The sequence below is a fragment of the Agrobacterium cavarae genome, assembly GCF_004310285.1.
Lineage (GTDB): Bacteria > Pseudomonadota > Alphaproteobacteria > Rhizobiales > Rhizobiaceae > Agrobacterium > Agrobacterium cavarae.
The window spans coordinates 343,318-365,322 of sequence record NZ_SISF01000034.1 but is presented as its reverse complement, the minus strand read 5'-3'; the positions used below and the strand labels follow the sequence as shown (position 1 = coordinate 365,322).

Sequence of the window (22,005 nt, the reverse complement as noted above, 5' to 3'; positions counted from 1 at the left end):
AGGCTTTTGAGGCAATTGACGCGCTGGCCCAAATGTTTATAAACCCGCGGCAGGCGAGGATGGGTGTCCGAGTGGTTTAAGGAACCGGTCTTGAAAACCGGCGTGCGGGAGACCGTACCGTGGGTTCGAATCCCACCCCATCCGCCATTTTCCAAAATGTCCGAACCGAAGACATAGGTAACAGTTTGTACCTAAGACATAGGTGACAATCTCGTGCCGAACGGATTGTCGATGGTTTGCAGCGTTCTCTGTTCCAGGTCGATATATCCTAGATCATAATGCATGAAGCTGACGATCCAAATGCCGTCTTCCACCTCCTTTAATCCCAGTTTCTGTCCGGCCAGCACGGTCGATATGTTGATCTTCTTGCGATAGAGGCAGGCGCGCCCGCAATTGGTGATGATGATGTCGCGATCGTGAAAGGGATACTCGATCTCCGGCAGGCCAAGGTAGGGCCGCAGAGAGGCGGTATAGAGATCGGCAGGCACTTTCATGCCGATCGCCTCATGTGGCCTATCACCATTGAATTCGCTGACGAATGCATCGAAGCGTACCTGTTGCTGGAGAAGGTTACGTTCGGGCGGTCTCGTTGCCTCCTTCTTCAATGTCAGATGCATACGCTCATGCCGCCCGTTCTGCTGAGGGTGGCCCGGTTTGATGCGCTCGATTGCAATCCCAAGCCTCAACCAGAAGACCGACAGCTTCGACAGATTGTAAAGCCCGTTTGGTGAAGCAAACGGCAGCCCATTGTCCGAGCGTATCGCCTGAGGCAGCCCATGTTCGGCAAACAGGCGGCGGAAGGCTTCGATCACAGCCTGCTCGCGTGTCGATTCGAAGGCTTCGCAAGCCAATAGATAGCGTGATGCCTGATCGGTTACGGTCAAAGGGTAACAATAACGACCATTCCCAAGCTTGAACTCGCCCTTGAAGTCGGCGCACCACAGATCGTTTGCATTGACGGCTTGTGACAGCGTGGTGCCCATGGCCTTGTTTGCCCGGTTCCTCTTGCGGGCCTGGCGCACAAGGCCATGGCGGTCAAGCACCGCGTGCACGGTGCTGCTCGCCGGAATGCGGACGTCGCCGGCGAGCTTCTTCACCAGCAACTCGCGGATCTTGCGCGCACCCCAATGCGGCTTCTCCTTTTTGAGACGCACGATCATGGCCTCGACAGGATCGGGGAGTTGGTTGGCGTAGCGAACCGGACGCCGGGATCTGTCCGTCAGAGCTTCAAGCCCGTCGTCCTTGTAGCGATTGAATATCTTGTAGCCGGTCTTGCGTGATATGCCGAAGTCCCGACACACCTCGCTCATTCCTTCGCCCTCCAACAATCGGGCGACAAAGCGTAGACGTTCCTCCATAACCGAAGTCTCTCTCCACGGCATCAACACCTCCCGCAAAGCGAAAAGTGTTACCCATGTCTCCGGTACAAAACGTCACCTATCTCTCAGGTCGGACAAAAAACTCAAATACTTGCTGTTCCACCCACGCAACGGGTTTGGCGTCCGCTGTCTTCTGATCGGTGCTTTCGCAGGGGCTAGGCTCCACATGCTGGCGTAGCGATGCCTTGGCTTGTGTTGGAAGTTGGTGATCTGAACGTTCTTCTTCGTGGTCTCGAATGGCCGCCTTCAAGCGCGGTGGAACCTTGTGCATCGGCATATGTTAATGTCCGTCATTGGGAGAGAAATCATGAAGCTTTTAAGCGCAGCGATCTGCCTCGTTTCCGTCGGAATTCTTAGTGGATGCGTTGATGATCGCGGCTACCGCAGCGGTGGCTATTATTCGGCGGGCGTTTACGACCGATCCTATGAGAGGGATCGATACTACCGCAACTATGACCGCCGCGATTGGCGTGATCGCCGCGGCCCGCGCCGTGACTACCGCTACCGCCCACCGGTTTATGGCGGCACACAAGAGTACCGCGTCATCGTCAGGTAAACAGTACAAACCGTTGTGGTCTCAGACGTTTCAGCAGAATACAAGCCTTTAGACATCGGCGCCGATACCGCGCTTCGCTAAGTTGCAACGTTACACGTCCCAGGGATGCGATCTGATCTATCGCCTCCCTGGGCCGTTTGCCATATCCAAATGGTCTTCACGGCAAAAGCCTAAGGCTTTCCACACACGATCTCTATTCTGCTATTCGAGTCGTTTAGTCCTTTCGTGAGGCGATCATACTAAGCCGTCGGAGGCATCCGCAGCCCCTTCAAGCCATGGCATGGACCACATCTCCGGTCGTTCCCCACAAGCTTGGATCCTAACCGCAATTCGCCCCCAGATTTAGGTGTTTCATCCGTCGCACCTCGACGTCCGCCGCCGAGGATGAGCGGCAAAATGAGCCGAAACCCGATGACAGTTTCGGCTCATCGAGGTGGGTTACTTCCAGCTTCGATAATCTCCAGCCGTGCAACCAAATGGTGCGTTTTGATCGCCGAAGCGTTTTTGCAATTGGGCGCATCCCCACTTGTTAATTGGACCCGGCATGAGGTTGTTGATGTCCATGGCCGGTGACGTGAATTGCGACGGCGCGGCGGTAACATACCAGAGCCAATAGCCCCCGAGTCCGACGATGATCAGCAGGATGATTATGCCGAATGCCTTAAGGCCTTGCAGGGCGGAAGCGCCAGCGGATTTTTGAGGCTGGGTTCCTGTCGTCCGCGCGCCTTCCGACACGGCTGTATCGGCAGCGACAGCTGACAGCGCCTGTACCCTCTCCCCGTCCGTCAATTCGAGTCGCTCTAACCGACCGTCCAGAAGGACGGGCAGCGGGCTGTTCTTCTGCCAGGCGGCAAGCGCGATGTCGTGTTTTTCGGATTGTCCGATGATGAACGGAACCTCGTCTTTGCCCATCAGCGAAAAGGACTGCCGCTTGGTTTTGTCGTCGCGGATCGTGTCCGAATAGGTGAGAAAAAGGCCACCGCGTTTTTTCGTGGCATTCGTGACAGCGACAGGCAAAAGGGTCAGTGGCTGAGCTTCGCCGAGCTTGGCCTTTGCCCGGAAAAATCGAACGAGTGCAAAAAGCAGGGCGATCCCGCCGAAGCCAAGAAGAACAAAAAGGATCGCCAGGGTGATAATGCGGTTCCACAGCATGTCGAGACCGAGCGAGATGGTCGCAAGCTGCGGATCAGAGCCGGAGATAAAAAGGCCTGCCTCATAGTCGCCGGAGTGCATATCGACGAACATCACCTCTACGTCACTGTTGTAGTGCTTGCCCTCATAGTCGTAGGAGAGCTTGGCGTTGCAGGTGGTGAAGACAGCCTTTCGGGTTTTGCAGCTGCCGTTGAGATCGCCGTCCTCGATCTCCACGGGGTTCTGGCTGATCTTGTAGTCCCGGATAACTCCAGGTCCTTCCGCCCACAGCATGAAGACGGCGAGTGCCAGCAGAATCAGCGGAGAGAAGTAGTAGGCGAATGGTACGGACAACACGCCGCGCTTTAGTTTCAAAGGGCGCGGAGGAAGCTTGATGTCGGGGATTGTCATGATGGCCTTTGCGCAGTTTCTGATCACAAGCGCGGCATCAATAGTTTATCAGAGATGACTAAACAACCGCGACAAGCCACTCCACCGGTCTTACCTTATCCGGATTCACTGGTGGAATCGGCCGGGGCGGTGCGCCGCGCGGTTTGAATTGCGCTGATCACAAAAGATGTCACAAGTTTCGCACGGTCATCGGTTCTGGTCGCGATGGCGATCGGTGCGCGGGGTGATTGCCCGGCGATCGGGCGGTAGACGGCGCCCTCATTCCGGATCGAACCAACCGAGCGCGGCACGATCGAAACGCCAAAGCCTGCGGCAACCAGCGGAATGATGGAAACGATCTGCGACGCCTCCTGGCCGAGCTTGGGGCTGACGCCCGCCTCGTTGCAGGCGGAGACGATGCTGTCATAGAGGCCAGGTCCAATGTCTCGAGGAAAGAGAATCAGATTCTCACCGGCAATGGCGTCGAGCGGCACCGCATCCTGGTCACGCAAGGCATGATCGGCGGGCAGCGCGATCACCATGTCTTCATCCAGACAGGCGCGAACGGAGAGCAACCCATCCTCAAGAACCGGCGGGCGGATGAAGGCCACATCCAGCCTCCCTTCCCGCAGGCCCGCAAGAAGAGCGGGCGTATTGCTCTGCTCCGGCGACAGCACAACATCTGGATAGGCTGAACGATAGGCGCGAATGATGAGCGGAATTGCCGGGTGAAAATAGGTGGCGCCGGCAAAGCCTAGACGGAGGCGTCCCGTTTGGCCCGCCGCGTGGCGCCGCACCTGAGTGAGTGCGTCCTCGAAGCGCCCGACGATATCCAGTGCAGTCTCCTGAAACACCCTCCCCGCCGCCGTCAACTCCACGCCCTTGGCATGTCGGGTAAAAAGCTGTGCGCCCACCGCTTCCTCAAGCTGACGGATCTGCATGCTGAGCGGCGGCTGGCGAATGCCAATCTTCTCTGCCGCGCGGGTGAAATGCTTCTGCTCCGCCACGACAAGGAAATAGCGAAGCCGCCGAATATCGATGTCATCCAATATCATATATGAAAAAGCCTCTGTTTATATATTGGAAATTAGATCGAAATGCTCCCAGCTTTCAAGACAGACACCGATGCAAAGCAGAGAAGGAGATATCCATGACCATGACCGTCGCTGATCTACTGGCAGAAACCCTCGCCGATATCGGTGTCGAACGCATCTGGGGCGTCACTGGCGATAGCCTCAATGGGCTGAATGACAGCCTGAGGCGGCTTGGAAAAATAGAATGGATGCATGTGCGTCATGAAGAGACCGCTGCCTTTGCAGCGGGCGCCGAAGCGGCAGTCACTGGCAAGCTCGCGGTCTGCGCCGGAAGTTGCGGCCCGGGCAACCTGCATTTGATCAATGGCCTGTTTGACTGCAAGCGCAATCACGTTCCGGTACTGGCGATCGCGGCTCACATCCCCTCCTCCGAAATCGGTCTCGGCTATTTTCAGGAAACCCATCCGCAGGAACTGTTTCGCGAATGCGCGGATTTTGTCGAGCTCGTCTCCAATCCCGCACAGATGCCGGGCGTCCTCAACCGCGCGCTGAATACGGCGATCGGCCAGAACGGCGTTGCCGTACTTGTCATTCCGGGCGATGTCGCGCTCGCCGATGCGCCCGTTTCGACAGTCCCGCCTCAGGCCGTTCCGGCCCTGCCCCGCATCCTTCCACGCGAGGAGGAAATCAGCCGCCTTGCCAATCTGCTGAATGAGGGCAAGGCCATCACCATTCTCGCGGGAAGCGGCTGCGCTGGCCATCACGATGCCGTTGTGGCGCTTGCGAATGCGCTGAAAGCCCCGGTGGTTCATGCGCTGCGCGGCAAGGAACATGTCGAGTGGGACAATCCCTTCGATGTCGGAATGACCGGCTTAATCGGCTTTTCGTCCGGTTATCACGCCATGGAAAATGCCGACACGCTGGTGATGCTCGGCACCGATTTCCCCTATCGCGCCTTCTATCCGACCAAGGCGCGGATCATTCAGATCGACCGCGATGCGGGCGCGCTTGGAAAGCGCGCAACGCTGACGCAAGGTCTGGTCGGCGACGTTGGCGAGACGATCTCAGCTCTTCTGCCGCACTTGAAGCCTCGCAGCGACGCGCACTTTCTCGAAGCTGCCCGCGCCAATTATCGCAAGGCGCGCGAAGGACTGGACGATCTGGCGAAAACCTCTGGGGCCGGCCAACCGATCCATCCGCAATATCTGGCGCAACGCATCAGCGAACTTGCGGCAGAAGACGCGATCTTTACCGCCGACGTCGGTACTCCCACCGTCTGGGCGGCACGCTATCTGGCGATGAATGGCAAGCGGCGCCTGCTGGGCTCCTTCAACCACGGTTCGATGGCAAATGCCATGCTGCAGGCCATCGGCGCGCAGGCTGCAGCCCCCGACCGGCAGATCGTGTCACTCTCAGGTGACGGCGGTTTCACCATGATGATGGGCGACTTCATCTCGCTGGCGCAACTCAATCTGCCGGTCAAAATCGTCGTCTTCAACAATGGCTCGCTCGGCTTCGTGGCGATGGAAATGAAAGCGGCCGGCTATATCGATACCGGCACAGACCTCGAAAACCCGAATTTTGCCGCGATGGCCAACGCCATGGGCATCAAAGGCATCCGGGTGGAAGAATCCGTCGATGTCGACTGGGCTTTGAGTTCAGCCTTTGCCCATCCAGGACCCGTGCTGGTGGATGTCGTGACCGCGAAACAGGAACTCGTCATGCCGCCGAAGATCAAGGCCGAACAGGCCAAGGGCTTCAGCCTCTATATGCTGAAGGCCATCATCAGCGGCCGCGGCGATGAGGTGGTCGAACTCGCACGTACCAATCTGCTGAGGTAAGGAGAACGACGGTGAACGAGACACGCGTCCGCGACCTGGCTTTTGTCCTGCGCTGCTCGGGGGCCGCGACGCTGTCCTATATTCTGGCGGAGGCGGCCGGGCTTCCTCATCCCGTCTGGGCTGCGATGTCCGGTATCATCGTTGGTCAGGAAAAGCTTGGCGATACGCGCCAGGCCACCATCGGGCGGTTTGCCGGCACGCTGCTCGGCGTGATCATTGCCGTTGTCATCGGAACGGCGGCGCAAGGCTTTGGCATCGGTCCTGTAGCGGAAATTGCCATTGCCGTCGCGCTCGCAGCCGTCATCGTGCGACGCTATCCATCCTTGAAGGTTTGTATGTGGACCTGTCCTATCGTTTTCCTGACAACCACGGCGCAGACGCCTCTTTGGGAAGTCGGCATGTATCGAGGCGCGGAGGTTTTGCTGGGGAGCGCTGTCGGTGCAGCGCTGCATGCCATCGCGGAACAGATTATCTGGATGCGTTATGGCAGACGCTGAACAGCAAAGACGCCGCGCTAATATCCGGTTCAAAGGCAGATGGGCGTTACCTCATCTTCGACGGGCCGCCCGCCGGCTGGAATTGCGTGCCGTCGGCCTGCTCCCTGAGCAATTCAGTGGCGAAGAAGGTGCGCGCGCCGCACTCGCTGTCGGAGCGCCGTTGATCATCGCGCTGACAACCGGTCAGCCCGCACTCGGCTGGGCGGTTTTCGCTGCGTTCTGGACATGCCTTTGCGACGGACCAGGACCTCATGCCATGCGCCGCCGCACCCTTGGACTTTTCGTCCTGATCGGCACCGTCCTTGCCTTTGCCGGATCCTGGGGCGCATCGGCGGGGATGGAAGCTGCTCTCGCAGTCGGCCCTGCCCTCGTCTTCGTCGCCATACTGGCTGGTGCTGCCTTTTCCCTCGACAGTTTGCTCGGGACCCTGCTCGCTGTGGTCGCCGTTGTTGCCGTTGGCTTTCCGCACCCGACTCCCGCCGCCGCAGCGCAGTCGCTGACATTTCTGGCTGGGGGAAGCTGGGCCTTTCTCCTCATCAATCTGGTCTGGCGCATCGATCCAAGGGCCTCGCTCGACCGCAACGCGGGCGCGGTCATTGCACGGCTGTTCGATATGGCAGCAGATCTGGCCTCGATTGGTGATCGCGGCCATCGGGACGCGCAGTGGCACAGTGAACATGCCGAGCACAGACGCGCCGTGCGCATGTCGATGGAGCGATTGAGAACGGTGCTGGCTCGGCACCCGGCAGACGCGCGTCGATACCACAATGCGCTCCGGGCAACAGAGATCATCTTTGGCGCCCTCGTCGCCTTGGACCACGCCTATATCCACAGATTGGGGCCAACAATAGAGCGCGCGGCAACAGCGCGCGCGTTCGCCACCGCCCTGCTCGGAGTCCGCCTCTCTCTGCGAGGCGATGTCAGTCAGAAGGACCTCCTTCGCCGCGGCATCGAGCGGCTGGACAGGACAGCCGAACATCTGACAGACGATCTCATGATCGGCTGCGTGCTGGCGCTTAAGAACGCGTTGCGCGTGCTTGAAAACCCAGAGCAATCCAACGAGGCCTTGGCAGCACCGCCACATCAGATCGCTCCAAACTGGAAGGACCGCATGAGGGGTGCGCTGCGGCTGGGCTTACGCCAGGCTGCGGGTGTCATTGGCGTTTACTACATCGCCATCATCTTTCAGTTGGGTTATCCCTACTGGGCAACAATGGCGCTGATCGTCTGCCTTCAGGGCGGCGCTCGCGTGACATGGGCGCGATCGCTTGAACGCATTTTCGGTTCCCTGCTCGGTGGCTTTCTGGCTCTGGCGCTGCTCTCCGTCACGCAGCATCCCGTCATCTTGTGCGTGCTGGCAATCCTGCTTGCCAGCGTCACGATTTCGCTGCGGGTGGTCAATTATTCCATCTTCGTCGTGGTCCTGACCATGCTCTTCATCATCGTCACCGACATGATGCATCCGGGAAGCGGTGTTGCTGCAGCGCGTGTGGTGGATAATCTGCTTGGCAGCATCGCCGCACTGTTGGCTGTGCTGGTTCTCTGGCCGGATTTCGGACCGCCGCTCCACACGTTGATCGTGAAAGGCCAGGAAGCAAATCGCTCCTACCTGGAAAGCGTCACGGCCGGAAGACCTGTGCTGGATGTGCGTACCGCACAACGTGCCGCAGGCCTGGCGAGCATCGATGTCGAAGTTGCGCTGCACGACCTCAGCGGCTTGCGATACCGCCGCAATCGACTGAACGAAAATGACCAGTCGGCTCTGCGTGAGATGCGCAACCTTGCAGGAGAGGCAGCGGCTGCCTGGCACAGGCGGCTTGCAAAGGACCATGTAACGTGAAGCCATTCCGTCAACGAGACACGGGGCGGTGGAAATCCCACCGCCCCGCAATTCTATGATGCGCTAACGCTCTTTTCGTCGTCTTGGCAAACCCGATTAACCGGCAGACTTCAACTGAAGATTCGCGATACCGGCGGCAAGGTTGATGCCCGTGCCTGCCTGGGCGCTCAAGGGCTGCAGCGCGAAGTTCTTGGCGTTACCGCCAATCAGGGCATTGGCGCCGAGACCAACTCCAACCGCGGCAGAGGCGGAAGCACCGACATAGGTACCGCTCAGAGCGCCATCGCCGACGCGGGATTCAGCCGTATTGAAGACGATCCAGCTCAAATACTGCTTGCCGGTCACGCCAACGTCGAGGCCGATCTTACCGATCGTGCCGGTGTAGCGTTCGACGTTACCCGAGCGCTGACGGAATTCGCAGGACACCGCCTTGCTGGAACCGATCACCAGACCGATACCGCCTTCGATTTCACAAGACAGCGTGCCGACGCGCTCCTTTTGTGCGGTTTCCATCTGCTTGTGCGAGCGCTTTGCTTCGGCATGGGCGACGGGTGCAACGGCAAGAGCGGCAATTGCTGTGGCAAGAACGATCTTCTTCATAGTGGACTCCTGTTGTCGTTGATATAGAGGTTTGGTTTGGTCAGGCGCGGAGGCGCCAGGTATTGAATGGTCGGTTTGATCGAGAGATCGGCGATGATCGGGCGCGAGGCAAAGCACTCCGCGATGAAGACCGCGCATTCGAGTGAGGCAAGCGTTTCCACCTCACCCGTCAGCATGACCCTGCCATTCTCCATGGATACCGTGATACGGCTACCTTCCTGCCCATCCGCATAGGCAATGATCGCCTGAAGTGCGGCGCAGAGGCTGCAGTCCTGGGGGTTGGCGGCGGGCGCAAGTGCCTCGTCGGAAGAAATCATCATCTCGATCAACTCCTGGCGAAAGGCATTACTTGAAGGTCTTGCGAACGGTGTCCTTGGACTCGCCGTATTTGCTTTGCACTTCGCATGCGACCTTTTCGGCGCGGCCTTCAGCCTGCATGTGCGTGTTGCCGGCGATCTTGCCTACGGCTTCCTTGATCGAGCCCTTGACTTGGCGAACTGCGCCTTCGATGCGGTTGTTATCCATTTTAGAACTCCTTCCTTTTCATCATGATGTCGCCGTCATTGGCGCCATGGTGAAAAGATAGAGCGAGGAAAGCCTCCGCATCAGAGAGAAAACTACTAGTCCTACTGGTACAAACTGGCCTTTTTTCAATAAAATCAGCAGGAAAATTCAAACTTTGCGCAGTTTGCGCCCGCTGAAGCCTCGCTCGCGCGCCCAGATGACCGCGGCTGCACGGCGGTTCACGCCGATCTTGCCATAGAGAGAGGCAATGTGGTTGCGGATCGTGTGTTTGGAGAGGTTGAGCCTGTCGCTCATCTCCTTGTCGCTGCAACCTTCGCAGATCAGCGTCAGAATATCTTCCTCACGCTCGGTCAGATCGCTGAGCGACGCCGTTGATGCCGTTCCCCTCGATGTCTGGCGCAGGCCCGCCAGCCTCTCGACAACGGTGCGGCTGAACCACGACGTATCCGCCATGACGGTTTCGATCGCTTCGATCAACTCGTCCTCGGAGCGGCGACGTTCCGTCACATCCTGAAGCGCCCAGATGACGCATTGCTGGTCGTTGATCTCGACGCGTTCGGCGGAGACAACGCATTCAGCGCTGCCACCATCCTTCAGGTTCATCCTGAGTGGCTCTTCGCGGATCGGCACATTGCCCTTCAGGCGGCGTTCCACGTCTCTGCGTGCATTCACGTCATCCCACAGTTTCAACTCGCTCGCTGTCTTGCCGATGACTTCCTGTTCCTTGCGACCGCACAACTCCAGAAACGCGTCGTTGACTTCGGTAAAGACAAAGTCTTCGAGCCGGGAAATCGCTGTCGGAGCCGGAGAAAGGCGGAAGGACTTGAAGAAGCGCTCCTCGCTTTGGCGCAAGGCATTCTGCGCTTTTCTGCGCCCGTCGAGATCGGCGAAGGTGAAAAGCATGCAGGGCTCTTCGCCAACAGCGATCACCTCGCCAGCAACGATCACCAGTCGGTCACCCTCGGTTATTGGGATCAACGCTTCCCGGTGGCGAATGATGCGTCCGTCCTCAAGCCGGTCAAGCGCGTCCTGTCCGGTTTCGCAGTTGGAGAAGAGACCAAGCTCTTCGACACTGCGGCCGATGATCTCTTCACGTGTAAATCCCGTCATCTCCATGAAACCCTGATTGACGCGAATGAAGCGCTTGTCCTCCATGCGGCATATCAGGCCCGGTGCCGGGTTGGCGTTGAAGGCTCTTTCAAAGCGCTCTTCCGCCTCGTAAAGCGGCGTCTCGTCACGGATGATCAGAACCGTGACATCCGGCTTCGCACCAGAATCCTCGATCGTCAGACCCCGGATCGTGTGAACCCACGTCAAGTCGAGGTCAGAGGCCGGCGAGATTTCAACGGTCACATCGTCAACCTCTTCTCCGGCAACCAGCCGCTCCAGGGGATACTGCCCCTCGTCGAGCAGATGATTGTTGCGATAGCGAAGCGTGAAGTTTTTCCGGTAAGCCGCGATGTCCGTGCCGAGCTGCTCGAGCGTTTCGACCCGGTGCATCTCAAGCGCGGATTTGTTCGCCCAGGAGATTGTGCCATCCGGCTCCACCAGAATGAGACCGTCACTCAAGCCCGCAATGACGTGCTGCAGAACGAGACGGTTGATCTTCGGGGACTGCTCGATGTCGCTCATGAGGGGCAATCTCTTTCGTTTATGACTGATTTGAAATGGATCGAAGACGATAGTCCGGTGAAACGCGGGCAAGCGCAAACATGTTGCGCAGGGGCGGAAAAAAGCTCAAATGGGCACCCAAGCGATTGCACGACGAACGATCCAAAAGGACGAGCCTTTTCAATGCCGCAGATTTATGTCGATGCCGATGCGTGCCCGGTAAAGCCGGAAATACTGAAAGTCGCAGAACGGCATGATCTCGACGTCACCTTCGTCGCCAATTCAGGGCTGCGACCCTCCCGCGATCCCAAGGTGAAAAACGTCATCGTCTCGAACGGTTTCGACGCGGCTGATGATTGGATTGCGGAGCGTGCCGGTGAAGGCGATATCGTTATCACCGCGGATGTTCCGCTGGCCGGTCGCTGCGTGGCGAATGGCGCCATGGTTACGGGTCCGACTGGCCGCGTTTTCGATCAAGCCAATATCGGCATGGCCACCGCCATGCGTGACCTTGGCGCGCATTTGCGTGAAACGGGTGAGAGCAAGGGCTACAATGCCGCCTTCTCCCCACGTGACCGTTCGCAATTCCTGGAAACCCTTGACCGGCTTTGCCGCCGGATAAAGAAGTAATCGAGCATGGCGATCGCACCCAAGACAAAAGAACAGACAAAGATCAGTCTTTACGCACGGCATCGGCCATTTCTAATTGCCGCCGTCTTAGGGGGCGCGGTGTTGGCAGCAATGCTCATGCTCATACCGAAGCTCGCCATCGAATCTGCCGCCGTTGCGTTTTTTCTGACCTATCTCTTCCTGCTTGCCCTCCGGCTTCCCTATCTGACAGCAGCCCATCTCAAGGCCCATGCCGATCGTGACGATCTTCCAGCGATCGCCATCATCTTCATCACGCTGTTTGCCGTCGTTGTTGCTGTGGTGTCGCTGTTCATGGCGCTCAATCATTCCGGCGAAACCGCGCTGTCTCTGACACTTTCCTTTCTATCGGTCATTCTGGGGTGGCTCACGATCCACACCATGGCCGCAGTCCATTATGCGCATCTGTTCTGGCGCCCATCTGCTGACGGCGGAAAGCGGGAGCCGAAGGGCGGCATGGACTTTCCCGATACCGCCTCGCCCGGTATTTACGAATTCCTCTATTTCTCCGTCGTCATCGGCATGACGGCGCAGACCTCAGACGTTGCCGTCACCACAACGGCCATGCGCAAGGTCACGCTCGTCCATTCGATCGTGTCGTTCTTCTTCAACACTGTGCTGGTGGCAGCGGCGGTCAACGCCGCGGTGTCGCTGGCAGGATGATACCGCTTTTATAAAGGATGCAGACCATGAAGGTAATTTCTCAGAACACGGCTTTTGACGGCATGCAGGGTGTCTATGCGCATGAGTCCGAAACATGCAAATGCGAAATGACCTTCGCCGTTTTCGTGCCGCCAAAGGCGATCAACGAGCCCTGCCCCGTTCTTTGGTACCTTTCCGGTCTGACCTGCAGCCATGCCAACGTCATGGAAAAGGGTGAGTATCGAAGGCTTGCTGCAGAGCTAGGCCTCATCATCGTCTGCCCGGATACCAGCCCGCGCGGCAATGACGTCGCCGACGAGTTGACGAACTGGCAGATGGGCAAAGGCGCCGGCTTCTACCTCGATGCCACCGAGGCGCCTTGGGCCGAGCACTATCAGATGTATAGCTACATCACGGAAGAGCTTCCCGCCCTTATCGGTCAGCACTTCCGCGCCGACATGAGCCGACAGGGCATTTTCGGCCACTCGATGGGCGGTCATGGCGCGATGACGATTGCGCTGAAAAATGCGGACCGCTTCAAGAGCTGCTCCGCCTTTGCCCCCATCGTCGCGCCCTCGTCTGCGGACTGGTCGCGCCCGGCTCTCGAGAAATATCTCGGCGAAGATCAAGCCGCATGGCGTGCCTACGATGCCTGCGCCCTAGTGGAAGATGGTGCGCGCTTTCCTGAGTTTCTGATCGACCAGGGAAAAGCAGACAGTTTCCTGGAAAACGGCCTGCGCCCATGGCTGTTCGAAGAGGCCATCAAAGGAACCGATATCGGCCTCACGCTACGCCTTCACGACCGTTACGATCACTCTTACTATTTCATCTCCACCTTCATGGACGATCACCTGAAGTGGCACGCGGAACGTCTACTCTAAACCGTCTGGATTGCGTCAGTCGTCATCGACATCAAGGTCATGATTGAGGGCAAGTTTTCGTTATGCGAGTGATCTTTCTCGCGCCTTGCCCTTATCAAAACAAGAAATCTACCTTAATTAGATAAGCAATACATTGAGTTGATGAGATAATGCCGAAGTCATTTGTTCTACCTCCCCTCCGGGAGTTTTTCGATAACGCAACAGTTGCCCTGGCGCTCGCCGAAGCGAAAGGAGACAACGCACTCGTCCTCGTCAATCAGCACTTCAAAACCCTGACCGGCTATGACGACGCCGATGTTCTGGGCAAGAATTGCCGGATGCTACAGCAAGGCGCAGGCGGTGAGCGCGCTTCGAACGAAGAAGCGCGAGCGAAGATTCACTCCTTCCTGTCTCGGCCAACCTCGTCGGTGATACGCACACCAATCGTCAATTTCCGCAAGGATGGCCGCCCGTTCGTCAACTTGCTGTTCATGTCGAAGCTGAGTTCCTCATCCGGCGACGTCCAATACATATTCGCATCGCAATTCGATATCAGCCGGACGAGACCCGACCTGCTCGACAAATACAACACTGATCTAGGCACGACCCTCACGCGTATTCAGCCCATGCTTGAGGGCCATAATGTCATTATCGAAGGCAGCCTGGCAACGATTGCAAGCTCCGCCACCACGATTGCGCAGGCAAAAGTGACCTTGGCCGAGCTTGATAAAAGTGACCAGAGCCAGTCTGGTCGGACCCTGAGGGATTGAGTTTGGACCAACGTGCAGAAGCCCAGGATGTGCCCGTCGTCGGCATCGGATCATCTGCAGGAGGATTGGAGGCTCTGCGCGAGATGTTCAGCTCTGCTGAAGTCCCGACCGGCCTCGCCTTCGTTGTCGTGCAGCATCTCGATCCGCACCATGAAAGCATGCTGGCAGAACTGATCGGCAGGCACACGGCACTTTCCGTGAAACAATGTCAGGGCGGAGAGCGTATCCAGCCGGACACAGTCTTTATCATTCCGCCGGGACACGGTCTGTCCATTTCCAACGGAACGCTCGAGCTGACGAATTTCGCTCAGCCACGCGGATTGCGTCGTCCGATCGACGATTTTTTCGTCTCGCTTGCCAATGACCAGAACGGCAATGCCGCCTGCGTCATTCTATCCGGCACGGGCGCGGACGGCTCTACCGGTCTTCGCGCGGTCAAGGAAAATGGCGGCCTGTGCGTCGCCCAGGAGCCGGAAACGGCAAAATATGACGGCATGCCGCTCGCTGCCGCTGGCACCGGCCTCGTGGATTTCATCCAGCCACCCGACAAGATTCTTGCATGCATCGCCGGCTTCTTCTTCCGGCGTACCAAGGTGCTTGCCGATGAGCAGCCTTCGCTGGTCGAGGATCATATAGACGAGTTGTGCAAGACGCTGAGAAGCTCAGTCGGGCACGATTTTTCCGGCTACAAGAAGACCACCTTCGTTCGCCGTATCGAACGCAGAATGCATGTTCTCGGCATCGAACGCGCGAGGGAATATCTGCACCGGCTGCAACGCGATCAGGATGAATGCGAAGCGCTGTTTCGCGATCTGCTGATCAACGTCACGCGATTTTTCCGCGACCGGGAGTTTTTCGACGTTCTGCGCGATCGGGCGATCCGGCCTCTCCTCCAGAGCCAGGAAGCACGCGACGGAGGCGTGCGCGTCTGGGTGCCCGGCTGTTCGAGTGGCGAGGAGGCTTATTCCATTGCCATGCTGTTTGCCGAAGCAGCCCGCGAGTTACAGATTCTATGCGATGTCCAAATCTTCGCGACCGATATCGATGAGAGCATGCTGCAGATCGCCCGGTCGGGCTCTTATCCGAATGCCGCACTGGCCGACATTCCGGCCGCGTTGCACGAGCGCTATATTATTCCGCACAAGGACCGCTTCAACTTCGTCGGCCAGATTCGGGACATGATCCGTTTCTCCGGTCACAGCCTTGTAAAGGATCCGCCCTTTTCGAAGATCGACCTGATCTCCTGCCGCAACCTGCTCATTTATTTTGATGACAAGCTGCAGAAGACGATCATGCCGCTCTTCCACTATGCATTGCGACCGGGCGGGTTTCTCTTCCTTGGTCCCTCCGAAAGCGTTGGTCGGTTCGAGACGGTTTTCGCCAGCATCGATCAGAAGGCGCGGCTTTTCGAAAGACTGCCGGGTCTTCCGACTTATCCCATTCCGCTTCCCGGAGGACGCCAGGATCAGGGTCGCCGACCGGGCGGCTCCGACGTTCAGCATGACGCAGCCAGAAGCGACGACGAAACCGTCGTGTCGCGTCTGCTTGAAAGATACGTGCCTGCCAGCATGCTTCTGGACCAGGAGGGTCAGATCATGGCAGCCTTCGGCAAGCTGAGCCGCTTTTTCGATTTTCCGGTGTCCCGCTCCAACGAGACCAGCGCTGCCTCGCTTGCCCGTCCCGGAGTCAAGGAGCAGATCGGACCTCTGCTGCGTCAAGCCCATTCCGCGAAGAAGCGTGTCATATCCAGCAAGGTTGAGGTCATCACCGAATTTGGCTCGCTGACGACAGACATCATCTGCGATCCGGTGGACGACGACAGGTTCCTGCTGGTGTTTCAGGATGCCGGGCAGTTCACGCCGCTGGAGGAAAGCGACCTTATCAGCCTTGAACCAAGCAACGGGCATGTCGAAGCCCTCGAGCGCGAATTGCGTTCGGCCAAGCATCGCCTTCGCTCCGCAACCGAAGAGCTTGAGACAGCCAATGAGGAGCTGAAGAGCTCCAACGAAGAAATGATGTCGATGAACGAAGAGCTTCAGTCGACGAACGAAGAGCTCACCACGGTCAATGACGAGCTGAAAAACAAGATCGAGCAGCTGACGATCGCCAATACCGATCTTCGTAACTTCTTCGATTCCACCAACCTCGCCATCATCGTTTTGGACCGAAACCTGCGTGTGCGGTCCTTCACCCGCGCGGCAACCGAAATCTTCCCGCTGCAGGCATCCGATCGCGGTCGCCCGATTTCGGATGTCACCACGCGCCTCTTGACCCCGGACTATCTCGATCATGTCCGTCATGTCATGGACGATGGCGTGGATTACCAGGATACCGTCTGGCACGAAGAAACACGAAAGACATTTACGCTCAGAATCCTGCCCTACAAAACCACAGATGGTACCATCACCGGCGCAACCATTGTCATGACCGACATCTCGCATGCGGTCAGCGTCGAAACCCAGTTGCAGCGAGAGCAGAACCGGCATGAGCTTGCCGTTGAAGCGGCAGGCATCGGCGTGTGGGAGTATCTGCCGGAACGGCAGGAGTTTCTTCTCGGTGGGTCCACAAGGGAGTTGCTGCAAGCACAGAGCGACCACCTCAGCAAGCAAGATTTCCTTGCGAAAATCCGGCAAGATGATCGGATCCAGGTGCTCGAAGCCCTCCAGCAGGCCGAGAAGGACCATGGCGGTTTCGACCTGACGACCGAACTTGCCTCCGTGCAAGGGTCTCGCTGGATCAAGGTGTTCGGACGTTACGTTGGCGATACGGATTCCCCGAGGATCATCGGCGTCACCGTCGATGTGACGGCCGAGTATCGGCTTGCCGAAACGCGCGAGCTGATGCTGAACGAGATGAACCACCGGTTGAAGAACCTCTTCGCCATGATCGGCGGCATCCTGCGCATGGCAGCACGCAAGCATGATACGGTGCAGAGCCTGGTTGCAGATGTCGAAGGCCGCATTCTGGCGCTGGGCAACGCCCATTCGCTTGCATCGAACCAGAAGCGCACTGGTCCGGTCGAGATTGCAGAACTGGTCAAGACGATCCTTGCACCCTATGAGCAGAAGGGCGGCATAAAAATCTCGCAAGGCTCCCTACCCATTCCTGCAAAATGCATCACGCCGTTGACCCTCATCTTGCATGAATGGTCGACGAACGCGCTGAAATACGGAGCCCTTGGCCAGAGCCAGGGCAAGCTGAATGTGAGCTGGAAAGAAGATAACGAAAATATTTATCTGCTATGGAACGAAACAATAGGAAAGCCCGTTGTAGCATTCGGGGAAAAAGGATTTGGGACTCTTCTGCTGTCAAGCGCCGCACGGCAATTGGGAGGCGCAATTGACACCAAGCTCGAAGGCTCCGAACTCCACCATATTCTGACTCTGCCACGTTCGGTATTAAATGACACGCAAATCGGTACTCATCGTTGAAGACGAAATCTTCGTTGCTCTGGACCTCCAAATGACCTTTGAGGAGGCTGGATGGGACGTCGCAGGGCCTTTTGCCAGCATCGAGCAATCATCGCTCTATCTCAAGGATCACACGCCAACCTGCGCAGTCCTCGATGTGCGCCTCATCGATGGCGAAGTGTTCCCAGTCGCAGACGTCTTGTCCCAACGCAATATCCCTTTCGTTTTCCATTCCGGCCATGCTGATGGTCGGCAACTGGCGCAACGTTACGAGGCTTCTGCTTTTTGCCAGAAACCATGCCTGCCCGGAAAACTGTTGAACGAGCTGGAAAAACTGTCCGACCGCGCTGATCCAAAGAGTTCCGAAGAAGTTCGAGCAAGCGCGTAAACCGCTCCCCTCCCTTCAGATCGATGCAAAAAAGCCGGCGTTTCAGCCGGCTTTTTCGTTGATAAATTCAAAGCATGTCGCGGTCTTTCAGACTTGCTTCCTGCGCTCAGCTCTTTGCTTTATCGCAGGTCATTATCAAAAAACCGCAGCACAGTTTTGCGTGGACCATGCTTCAGATCACTGGCAGACCCGGAAACTCTCCATATGCCAACCACCATCATAAGAGTTCGGCACCCTGCGATCTTCCAACCAGCAGCGGGGTGGCGGTGGTGGCGGAGGCTCGACGTAGCGCGGACCGCTGTCATTGGCGATAGCGCCGCTGATGATGCCGCCGAGAAGACCGGCTGCAATGCCGCCGGCAATAACGGCGCCCGTATCATTATGGCGATGCCTGCGTGGAGGGTCGCGATATGGCGGAGGCGGAGGGCCGCGGCGTTCGTAGCGATAAGGCCCGTCGTAATATTGCGCGGAAGCCGTCTGAACGCTGGCGAACAGAGTGCCAGTCGTCAGCACAGCAGCAAGGATCGAAAGCATAACTTTCTTCATGGCAGAAATCTCCAGGTGAACTGACACAGAAGCTTGCCAGTCAACGCAGGATCAATCTGCCATAGAAGCTCTGAACACGCGATGAATGCTGAAGCCCATAGCAAGACCTCGACCGACGCAGACAGAACATGTCCGGTCAATTCTTTTGAGGCAGCGTACCGATCTCCAGCGCATTGACCTTTCGCAGCGACTGCCGCCGCGCTAATCCAGTCATCGTTCCTCTTATTTCAGGGGAGCTCCCAAGTCCTGAGAGCCAATCAGGTAACACCTCGCCCCGCCTAGAAGGTGGGGCTTTTTTCTTCTCTGCTTTAAGCGAGGCGCCTGCCCGGATGGAAGCGCGCCATCTTCTGTGCGACGTGATCGTTTGAATGAAAATTTGTTTTCCATCGCAACTTTTTGGGCGGCACTCCGTTATTTGGCTGAGACTCCCAGTCTCTAGTTCCCCTCTCGACTGACAACCCGCCTCGTGCGGGTTTCTTTTTGGGAAATAGGTCGCGTTTACTGACATTTTTTGGGTAAGCGTACCGATGGGCCGCGATATGACCTCGCAGGCGCCCTCTTTCAGCGTTAGCTTTCCACCATCGCTCCCGGGCATTGCCCAACTTTCCCCGAGCGAACAACCTGCCCCGCCAATTTGCGGGGCTTTTTTGTACCCACATTAGGGGGACGGTGCGACGACCCGCCAGTTTTGGTCCGGTAAAGGACGATCGCGACGGGACTCCTCGCCAAGAAGCTGGTCCAGCAGTTCGACAATGGCTGTCGGCATGTTGACGATCATCTCGTCTACCATCTGGGTGAACCAATGATACCAGTAGATGGCAAGCAGCGTCAGCACGAGCAGTAGAAGCCATGGCCAGAGCGGCTTGCGCGGCGGCTCCCTTTTTTCACTCTGCGCGTCGAGACTCACATCGAACTCCTTGGGCAAGGTCCTCTATAAGAGTGAAGATCAACTCAGGCCCGCCTGTTGCGAGGCTCGCCTCCGGGCGCGTAAGCTGTCTTCTGCTGAAAGCGAAAAATATTGCCGCACTGAGCACAACGGATCATGTAATCCGCCGGGTTCGTCGAAGGACGCTCTGCTCTGAAACCACGTGGCATTTCATCAATACGAAAATCCACGTGAGCAGAATCTTTTTCATCTATCTCAGACGCTTCGGCAAATCCGCTATGCCCGCAGCGCGAGCATTCGAGTTTCCGGGAGTATCGATCGCGAGAGGCCATTCTTCGTCCTTTGATTTCAGCATCAGGTAGCAGCGGCACGCGGGCGATTCAATAGTGACGCACACGCCTGACATTTCCCTTGGCTCTAGAGAGCGATCACACGTGGCGCTAAGATTCTGAAAAGATTCACTCTGTTCGAAAAAGGCGAATGCCGGAAATGCCGCATTTTATGGTTCGCGAATACGATTCATAAACCACTTGGTAACGTCATTCACCTAAATTTCGAAACGTGAAATTGTCTGGCGGGGCGTGTCGGACGGATCTGTGGCATGCGATTGAAGAGTTCAACAGTGTTGAAAAAACTATCTGAGGCGCTTGGTCGCGCAGTAGGCGCGACCTCTTTTGTGAAGGCTCTGCTGTTCGCAGCGGCCGTGGCGACAACCACCGTTTCCGCTACGCAAGTGGCGAAGGCGGACCCGAAATATGCTGGCATCGTCATCGATGCCAAAACGGGTAAGGTGCTCTACGGTGAAGATCCTGATGGTCTGCGCTATCCCGCTTCGTTGACGAAGATGATGACGCTTTACCTCACTTTCGAAGCGTTGAGTGCTGGGCGCATCACCCTCGACTCCAAAGTTCCGGTTTCGGCGAACGCCGCCAAGGAACCCCCGTCCAAGCTTGGCGTACGCGCCGGTGGTTCGGTCACCGTCGAGCAGGCCATTCTCGCCCTCGTCACCCGTTCCGCCAACGATATGGCAACGGCACTCGGCGAGCATCTGGGCGGTTCGGAAGAGCGTTTCGCACGTATGATGACGGCAAAGGCCCGTGCGCTTGGCATGACACGCACCACCTATCGCAATGCCAACGGCCTTCCCAATACCGCGCAGATGACGACGGCGCGCGATCAGGCTCGTCTTGGTGTCGCGCTGCGCCAGCACTTCCCGCAATATTATGGGTACTTCAATACCCGCACCTTCACCTTCGGTAAGCAGGTGATCGGCAACCACAATCGTCTCGTCGGTACGGTTCGCGGCGTCGACGGCATCAAGACCGGTTACACCCGCGCTGCCGGTAGCAACCTTGCAACATCAGCGCAGCTCGATGGCCGTTCTATCGTCGCTGTCGTTCTCGGTGGTCGTTCGAGCGCCGCTCGTGACGCCACCATGCGCAAGCTGGTTGCGGAATATCTGCCGAAAGCCTCGCGTGGCGGAAACAGCAACCTGATTGCTGCAACGCCTTCGGCTCCGATCGAAGAACCCGTCGCTGTCGTGGCCGCTACCACACCCACCTCCGGTCTTCCGAATGCTGGTCCTGTTCCGCAGCAGCGTTACGGCGACGAGGCCCCGGTCTCCGCATTTGCGCCAGCGCAGGCCAATGCAGCTGTTGCTGCCATGGATGTCGCAACACGTCCTCGCGCTCCGGTAAAGCCTGTTCCTCCCGTCAGCATGAAGCCGGATCGTTCCGTGGTGACCAACTCCACGAAGGTCGACAACATCGTGACCGCCTCCACGTCGCCGTCCAGCGCAGCCGCACCGACTGCTGGCGCAGGTTGGGTAATCCAGATCGGCGCATCCCCGGACGAGAATTCCGCGCGCAACCTGCTTCAGGCTGCGCAGGATAAGGGCGGCAATGCACTGCGTACCGCCAAACCATTTACGGTCGCCTTCACCAAAGACGGCGCCCAGATGTACCGCGCCCGTTTTGGCGGCTTCAACGGTCAGAATGATGCAGTCAATGCATGCAATGCTCTGAAGAAGAAAGGTGTCAGCTGCTGGGCTTCGCTCCAGTAGGCCAACAGACTGTTCCAGGACAGGCCGTGGCGCTTTGTAAAACACGGCCTGCCCACTCCTCGAATTGTATTGAGTAACGAGGCTTTACAGATGGCAATCAATGAAAACTACTTGGACATCGCCCCCAAAGGCAGAAGCCAGTCGGCGTCGGTGCTTCATCCAATCCACGAAGCGGCAATGAAAATTGCCGACATTGGGCTCAACAGATCCCGGCATAAGACCCGCGACCTGGTCAATCTTCTGCTTTGCCATGGCGCACGTGCCTGGCGCAGCAACCAGCCTGAGGCCAAGATCCACCTTCATATCGATGGACCATCCGGCCGGGCGCCTGTGCATCTCCGTCTTCGCTAAGAGGCGGCTGCTCAAAAAGAAACCCTGCGAAACCTTCG

At 57.6% G+C, this 22,005-nt stretch carries 22 protein-coding genes and 1 tRNA gene; 13 read left to right on the top strand and 10 right to left on the bottom strand.

Annotated features, from left to right (window positions below):
- The first annotated feature begins 57 nt into the window (after positions 1 to 57).
- Positions 58 to 147, top strand: a tRNA-Ser gene (locus tag EYC79_RS22585).
- 44 nt (positions 148 to 191) lie between these two features.
- Here EYC79_RS22585 and EYC79_RS22580 read toward each other — a convergent pair.
- The gene (locus tag EYC79_RS22580; RefSeq protein WP_130979573.1) at positions 192 to 1,382 is read right to left on the bottom strand and encodes an IS481 family transposase; all 1,191 of its coding nucleotides are present in this window, start codon (positions 1,380 to 1,382) and stop codon (positions 192 to 194) included.
- A 304-nt stretch (positions 1,383 to 1,686) separates the two neighbouring features.
- Between EYC79_RS22580 and EYC79_RS22575 the strand changes: the two genes are divergently transcribed.
- The gene (locus tag EYC79_RS22575; RefSeq protein ID WP_062425214.1) at positions 1,687 to 1,935 is read left to right on the top strand and encodes a hypothetical protein; all 249 of its coding nucleotides are present in this window, start codon (positions 1,687 to 1,689) and stop codon (positions 1,933 to 1,935) included.
- Between the two features lie 438 nt (positions 1,936 to 2,373).
- Here EYC79_RS22575 and EYC79_RS22570 read toward each other — a convergent pair whose 3' ends face one another.
- Together EYC79_RS22570 and EYC79_RS22565 are read right to left on the bottom strand one after the other, a co-directional pair.
- Positions 2,374 to 3,477, bottom strand: coding sequence for a hypothetical protein (locus EYC79_RS22570; RefSeq protein WP_062425213.1), 1,104 nt, complete (start codon positions 3,475 to 3,477; stop codon positions 2,374 to 2,376).
- Positions 3,478 to 3,572: 95 nt separating this feature from the next.
- Positions 3,573 to 4,511, bottom strand: coding sequence for a LysR family transcriptional regulator (locus tag EYC79_RS22565; RefSeq protein WP_205654461.1), 939 nt, complete (start codon positions 4,509 to 4,511; stop codon positions 3,573 to 3,575).
- Between the two features lie 95 nt (positions 4,512 to 4,606).
- On the opposite strand from EYC79_RS22565, the gene poxB reads away from it, so the two are divergent.
- Genes poxB through EYC79_RS22550 form a run of 3 tightly spaced genes read left to right on the top strand, consistent with a single transcriptional unit; the run spans position 4,607 to position 8,668 of the window.
- Positions 4,607 to 6,331 carry a ubiquinone-dependent pyruvate dehydrogenase gene (poxB, locus tag EYC79_RS22560; protein ID WP_130979572.1) on the top strand — a complete coding sequence of 575 codons (1,725 nt, stop codon included), beginning with the start codon at positions 4,607 to 4,609 and terminating at the stop codon, positions 6,329 to 6,331.
- Between the two features lie 11 nt (positions 6,332 to 6,342).
- A complete protein-coding gene (locus tag EYC79_RS22555) occupies positions 6,343 to 6,828 on the top strand; it encodes an FUSC family protein (protein ID WP_130979571.1) in 486 nt (161 codons plus the stop codon).
- Positions 6,815 to 8,668, top strand: a complete 1,854-nt coding sequence (locus EYC79_RS22550; RefSeq protein WP_130979570.1) for an FUSC family protein — start codon at positions 6,815 to 6,817, stop codon at positions 8,666 to 8,668. The genes EYC79_RS22555 and EYC79_RS22550 overlap by 14 nt, the downstream gene beginning before the upstream one ends.
- Positions 8,669 to 8,764: 96 nt before the next feature.
- Here EYC79_RS22550 and EYC79_RS22545 read toward each other — a convergent pair whose 3' ends face one another.
- The 4 genes from EYC79_RS22545 to EYC79_RS22530 form a co-directional block, all read right to left on the bottom strand.
- The gene (locus EYC79_RS22545; protein WP_130979569.1) at positions 8,765 to 9,268 is read right to left on the bottom strand and encodes a DUF992 domain-containing protein; all 504 of its coding nucleotides are present in this window, start codon (positions 9,266 to 9,268) and stop codon (positions 8,765 to 8,767) included.
- Positions 9,265 to 9,588 carry a BON domain-containing protein gene (locus EYC79_RS22540; RefSeq protein WP_062427538.1) on the bottom strand — a complete coding sequence of 108 codons (324 nt, stop codon included), beginning with the start codon at positions 9,586 to 9,588 and terminating at the stop codon, positions 9,265 to 9,267. Before EYC79_RS22540 ends, EYC79_RS22545 begins: the two co-directional genes overlap by 4 nt.
- Before the next feature lie 25 nt (positions 9,589 to 9,613).
- Positions 9,614 to 9,793, bottom strand: coding sequence for a CsbD family protein (locus tag EYC79_RS22535; protein WP_130979568.1), 180 nt, complete (start codon positions 9,791 to 9,793; stop codon positions 9,614 to 9,616).
- Positions 9,794 to 9,940: 147 nt separating this feature from the next.
- Positions 9,941 to 11,425: a helix-turn-helix transcriptional regulator gene (locus EYC79_RS22530; RefSeq protein ID WP_130979567.1), complete on the bottom strand. Its 1,485-nt coding sequence runs from the start codon at positions 11,423 to 11,425 to the stop codon at positions 9,941 to 9,943.
- Positions 11,426 to 11,587: 162 nt separating this feature from the next.
- On the opposite strand from EYC79_RS22530, the gene EYC79_RS22525 reads away from it, so the two are divergent.
- The 6 genes from EYC79_RS22525 to EYC79_RS22500 all read left to right on the top strand — a co-directional run bounded on the left by EYC79_RS22525 (position 11,588) and on the right by EYC79_RS22500 (position 18,122).
- On the top strand, positions 11,588 to 12,034 hold the full coding sequence (locus EYC79_RS22525; RefSeq protein ID WP_062427341.1) for a YaiI/YqxD family protein: 447 nt from the start codon (positions 11,588 to 11,590) through the stop codon (positions 12,032 to 12,034).
- Between the two features lie 6 nt (positions 12,035 to 12,040).
- Positions 12,041 to 12,715 carry a DUF1345 domain-containing protein gene (locus EYC79_RS22520; protein WP_111850739.1) on the top strand — a complete coding sequence of 225 codons (675 nt, stop codon included), beginning with the start codon at positions 12,041 to 12,043 and terminating at the stop codon, positions 12,713 to 12,715.
- A 26-nt stretch (positions 12,716 to 12,741) separates the two neighbouring features.
- On the top strand, positions 12,742 to 13,575 hold the full coding sequence (gene fghA / locus EYC79_RS22515; RefSeq protein WP_130979566.1) for an S-formylglutathione hydrolase: 834 nt from the start codon (positions 12,742 to 12,744) through the stop codon (positions 13,573 to 13,575).
- 149 nt (positions 13,576 to 13,724) lie between these two features.
- Positions 13,725 to 14,324, top strand: a complete 600-nt coding sequence (locus EYC79_RS22510) for a PAS domain-containing protein (RefSeq protein ID WP_062427343.1) — start codon at positions 13,725 to 13,727, stop codon at positions 14,322 to 14,324.
- Positions 14,325 to 14,326: 2 nt separating this feature from the next.
- Positions 14,327 to 17,755, top strand: coding sequence for a CheR family methyltransferase (locus EYC79_RS22505; protein ID WP_245495343.1), 3,429 nt, complete (start codon positions 14,327 to 14,329; stop codon positions 17,753 to 17,755).
- Positions 17,727 to 18,122 (top strand): response regulator, encoded by a 396-nt coding sequence (locus tag EYC79_RS22500; protein WP_130979565.1) that lies wholly within the window; start codon positions 17,727 to 17,729, stop codon positions 18,120 to 18,122. The genes EYC79_RS22505 and EYC79_RS22500 overlap by 29 nt, the downstream gene beginning before the upstream one ends.
- Before the next feature lie 177 nt (positions 18,123 to 18,299).
- Here EYC79_RS22500 and EYC79_RS22495 read toward each other — a convergent pair whose 3' ends face one another.
- The 3 genes from EYC79_RS22495 to EYC79_RS23870 all read right to left on the bottom strand — a co-directional run bounded on the left by EYC79_RS22495 (position 18,300) and on the right by EYC79_RS23870 (position 19,886).
- A complete protein-coding gene (locus EYC79_RS22495; RefSeq protein WP_062427346.1) occupies positions 18,300 to 18,668 on the bottom strand; it encodes a hypothetical protein in 369 nt (122 codons plus the stop codon).
- 658 nt (positions 18,669 to 19,326) lie between these two features.
- Positions 19,327 to 19,575: a hypothetical protein gene (locus tag EYC79_RS22490; RefSeq protein ID WP_130979564.1), complete on the bottom strand. Its 249-nt coding sequence runs from the start codon at positions 19,573 to 19,575 to the stop codon at positions 19,327 to 19,329.
- 44 nt (positions 19,576 to 19,619) lie between these two features.
- Positions 19,620 to 19,886 (bottom strand): hypothetical protein, encoded by a 267-nt coding sequence (locus EYC79_RS23870; RefSeq protein WP_082546508.1) that lies wholly within the window; start codon positions 19,884 to 19,886, stop codon positions 19,620 to 19,622.
- Between the two features lie 269 nt (positions 19,887 to 20,155).
- On the opposite strand from EYC79_RS23870, the gene EYC79_RS22480 reads away from it, so the two are divergent.
- Positions 20,156 to 21,616, top strand: a complete 1,461-nt coding sequence (locus tag EYC79_RS22480; RefSeq protein ID WP_130979563.1) for an SPOR domain-containing protein — start codon at positions 20,156 to 20,158, stop codon at positions 21,614 to 21,616.
- A 90-nt stretch (positions 21,617 to 21,706) separates the two neighbouring features.
- Complete coding sequence (locus tag EYC79_RS22475) at positions 21,707 to 21,967, top strand: hypothetical protein (RefSeq protein ID WP_062427349.1); 261 nt, start codon at positions 21,707 to 21,709, stop codon at positions 21,965 to 21,967.
- Positions 21,968 to 22,005: the final 38 nt, after the last annotated feature.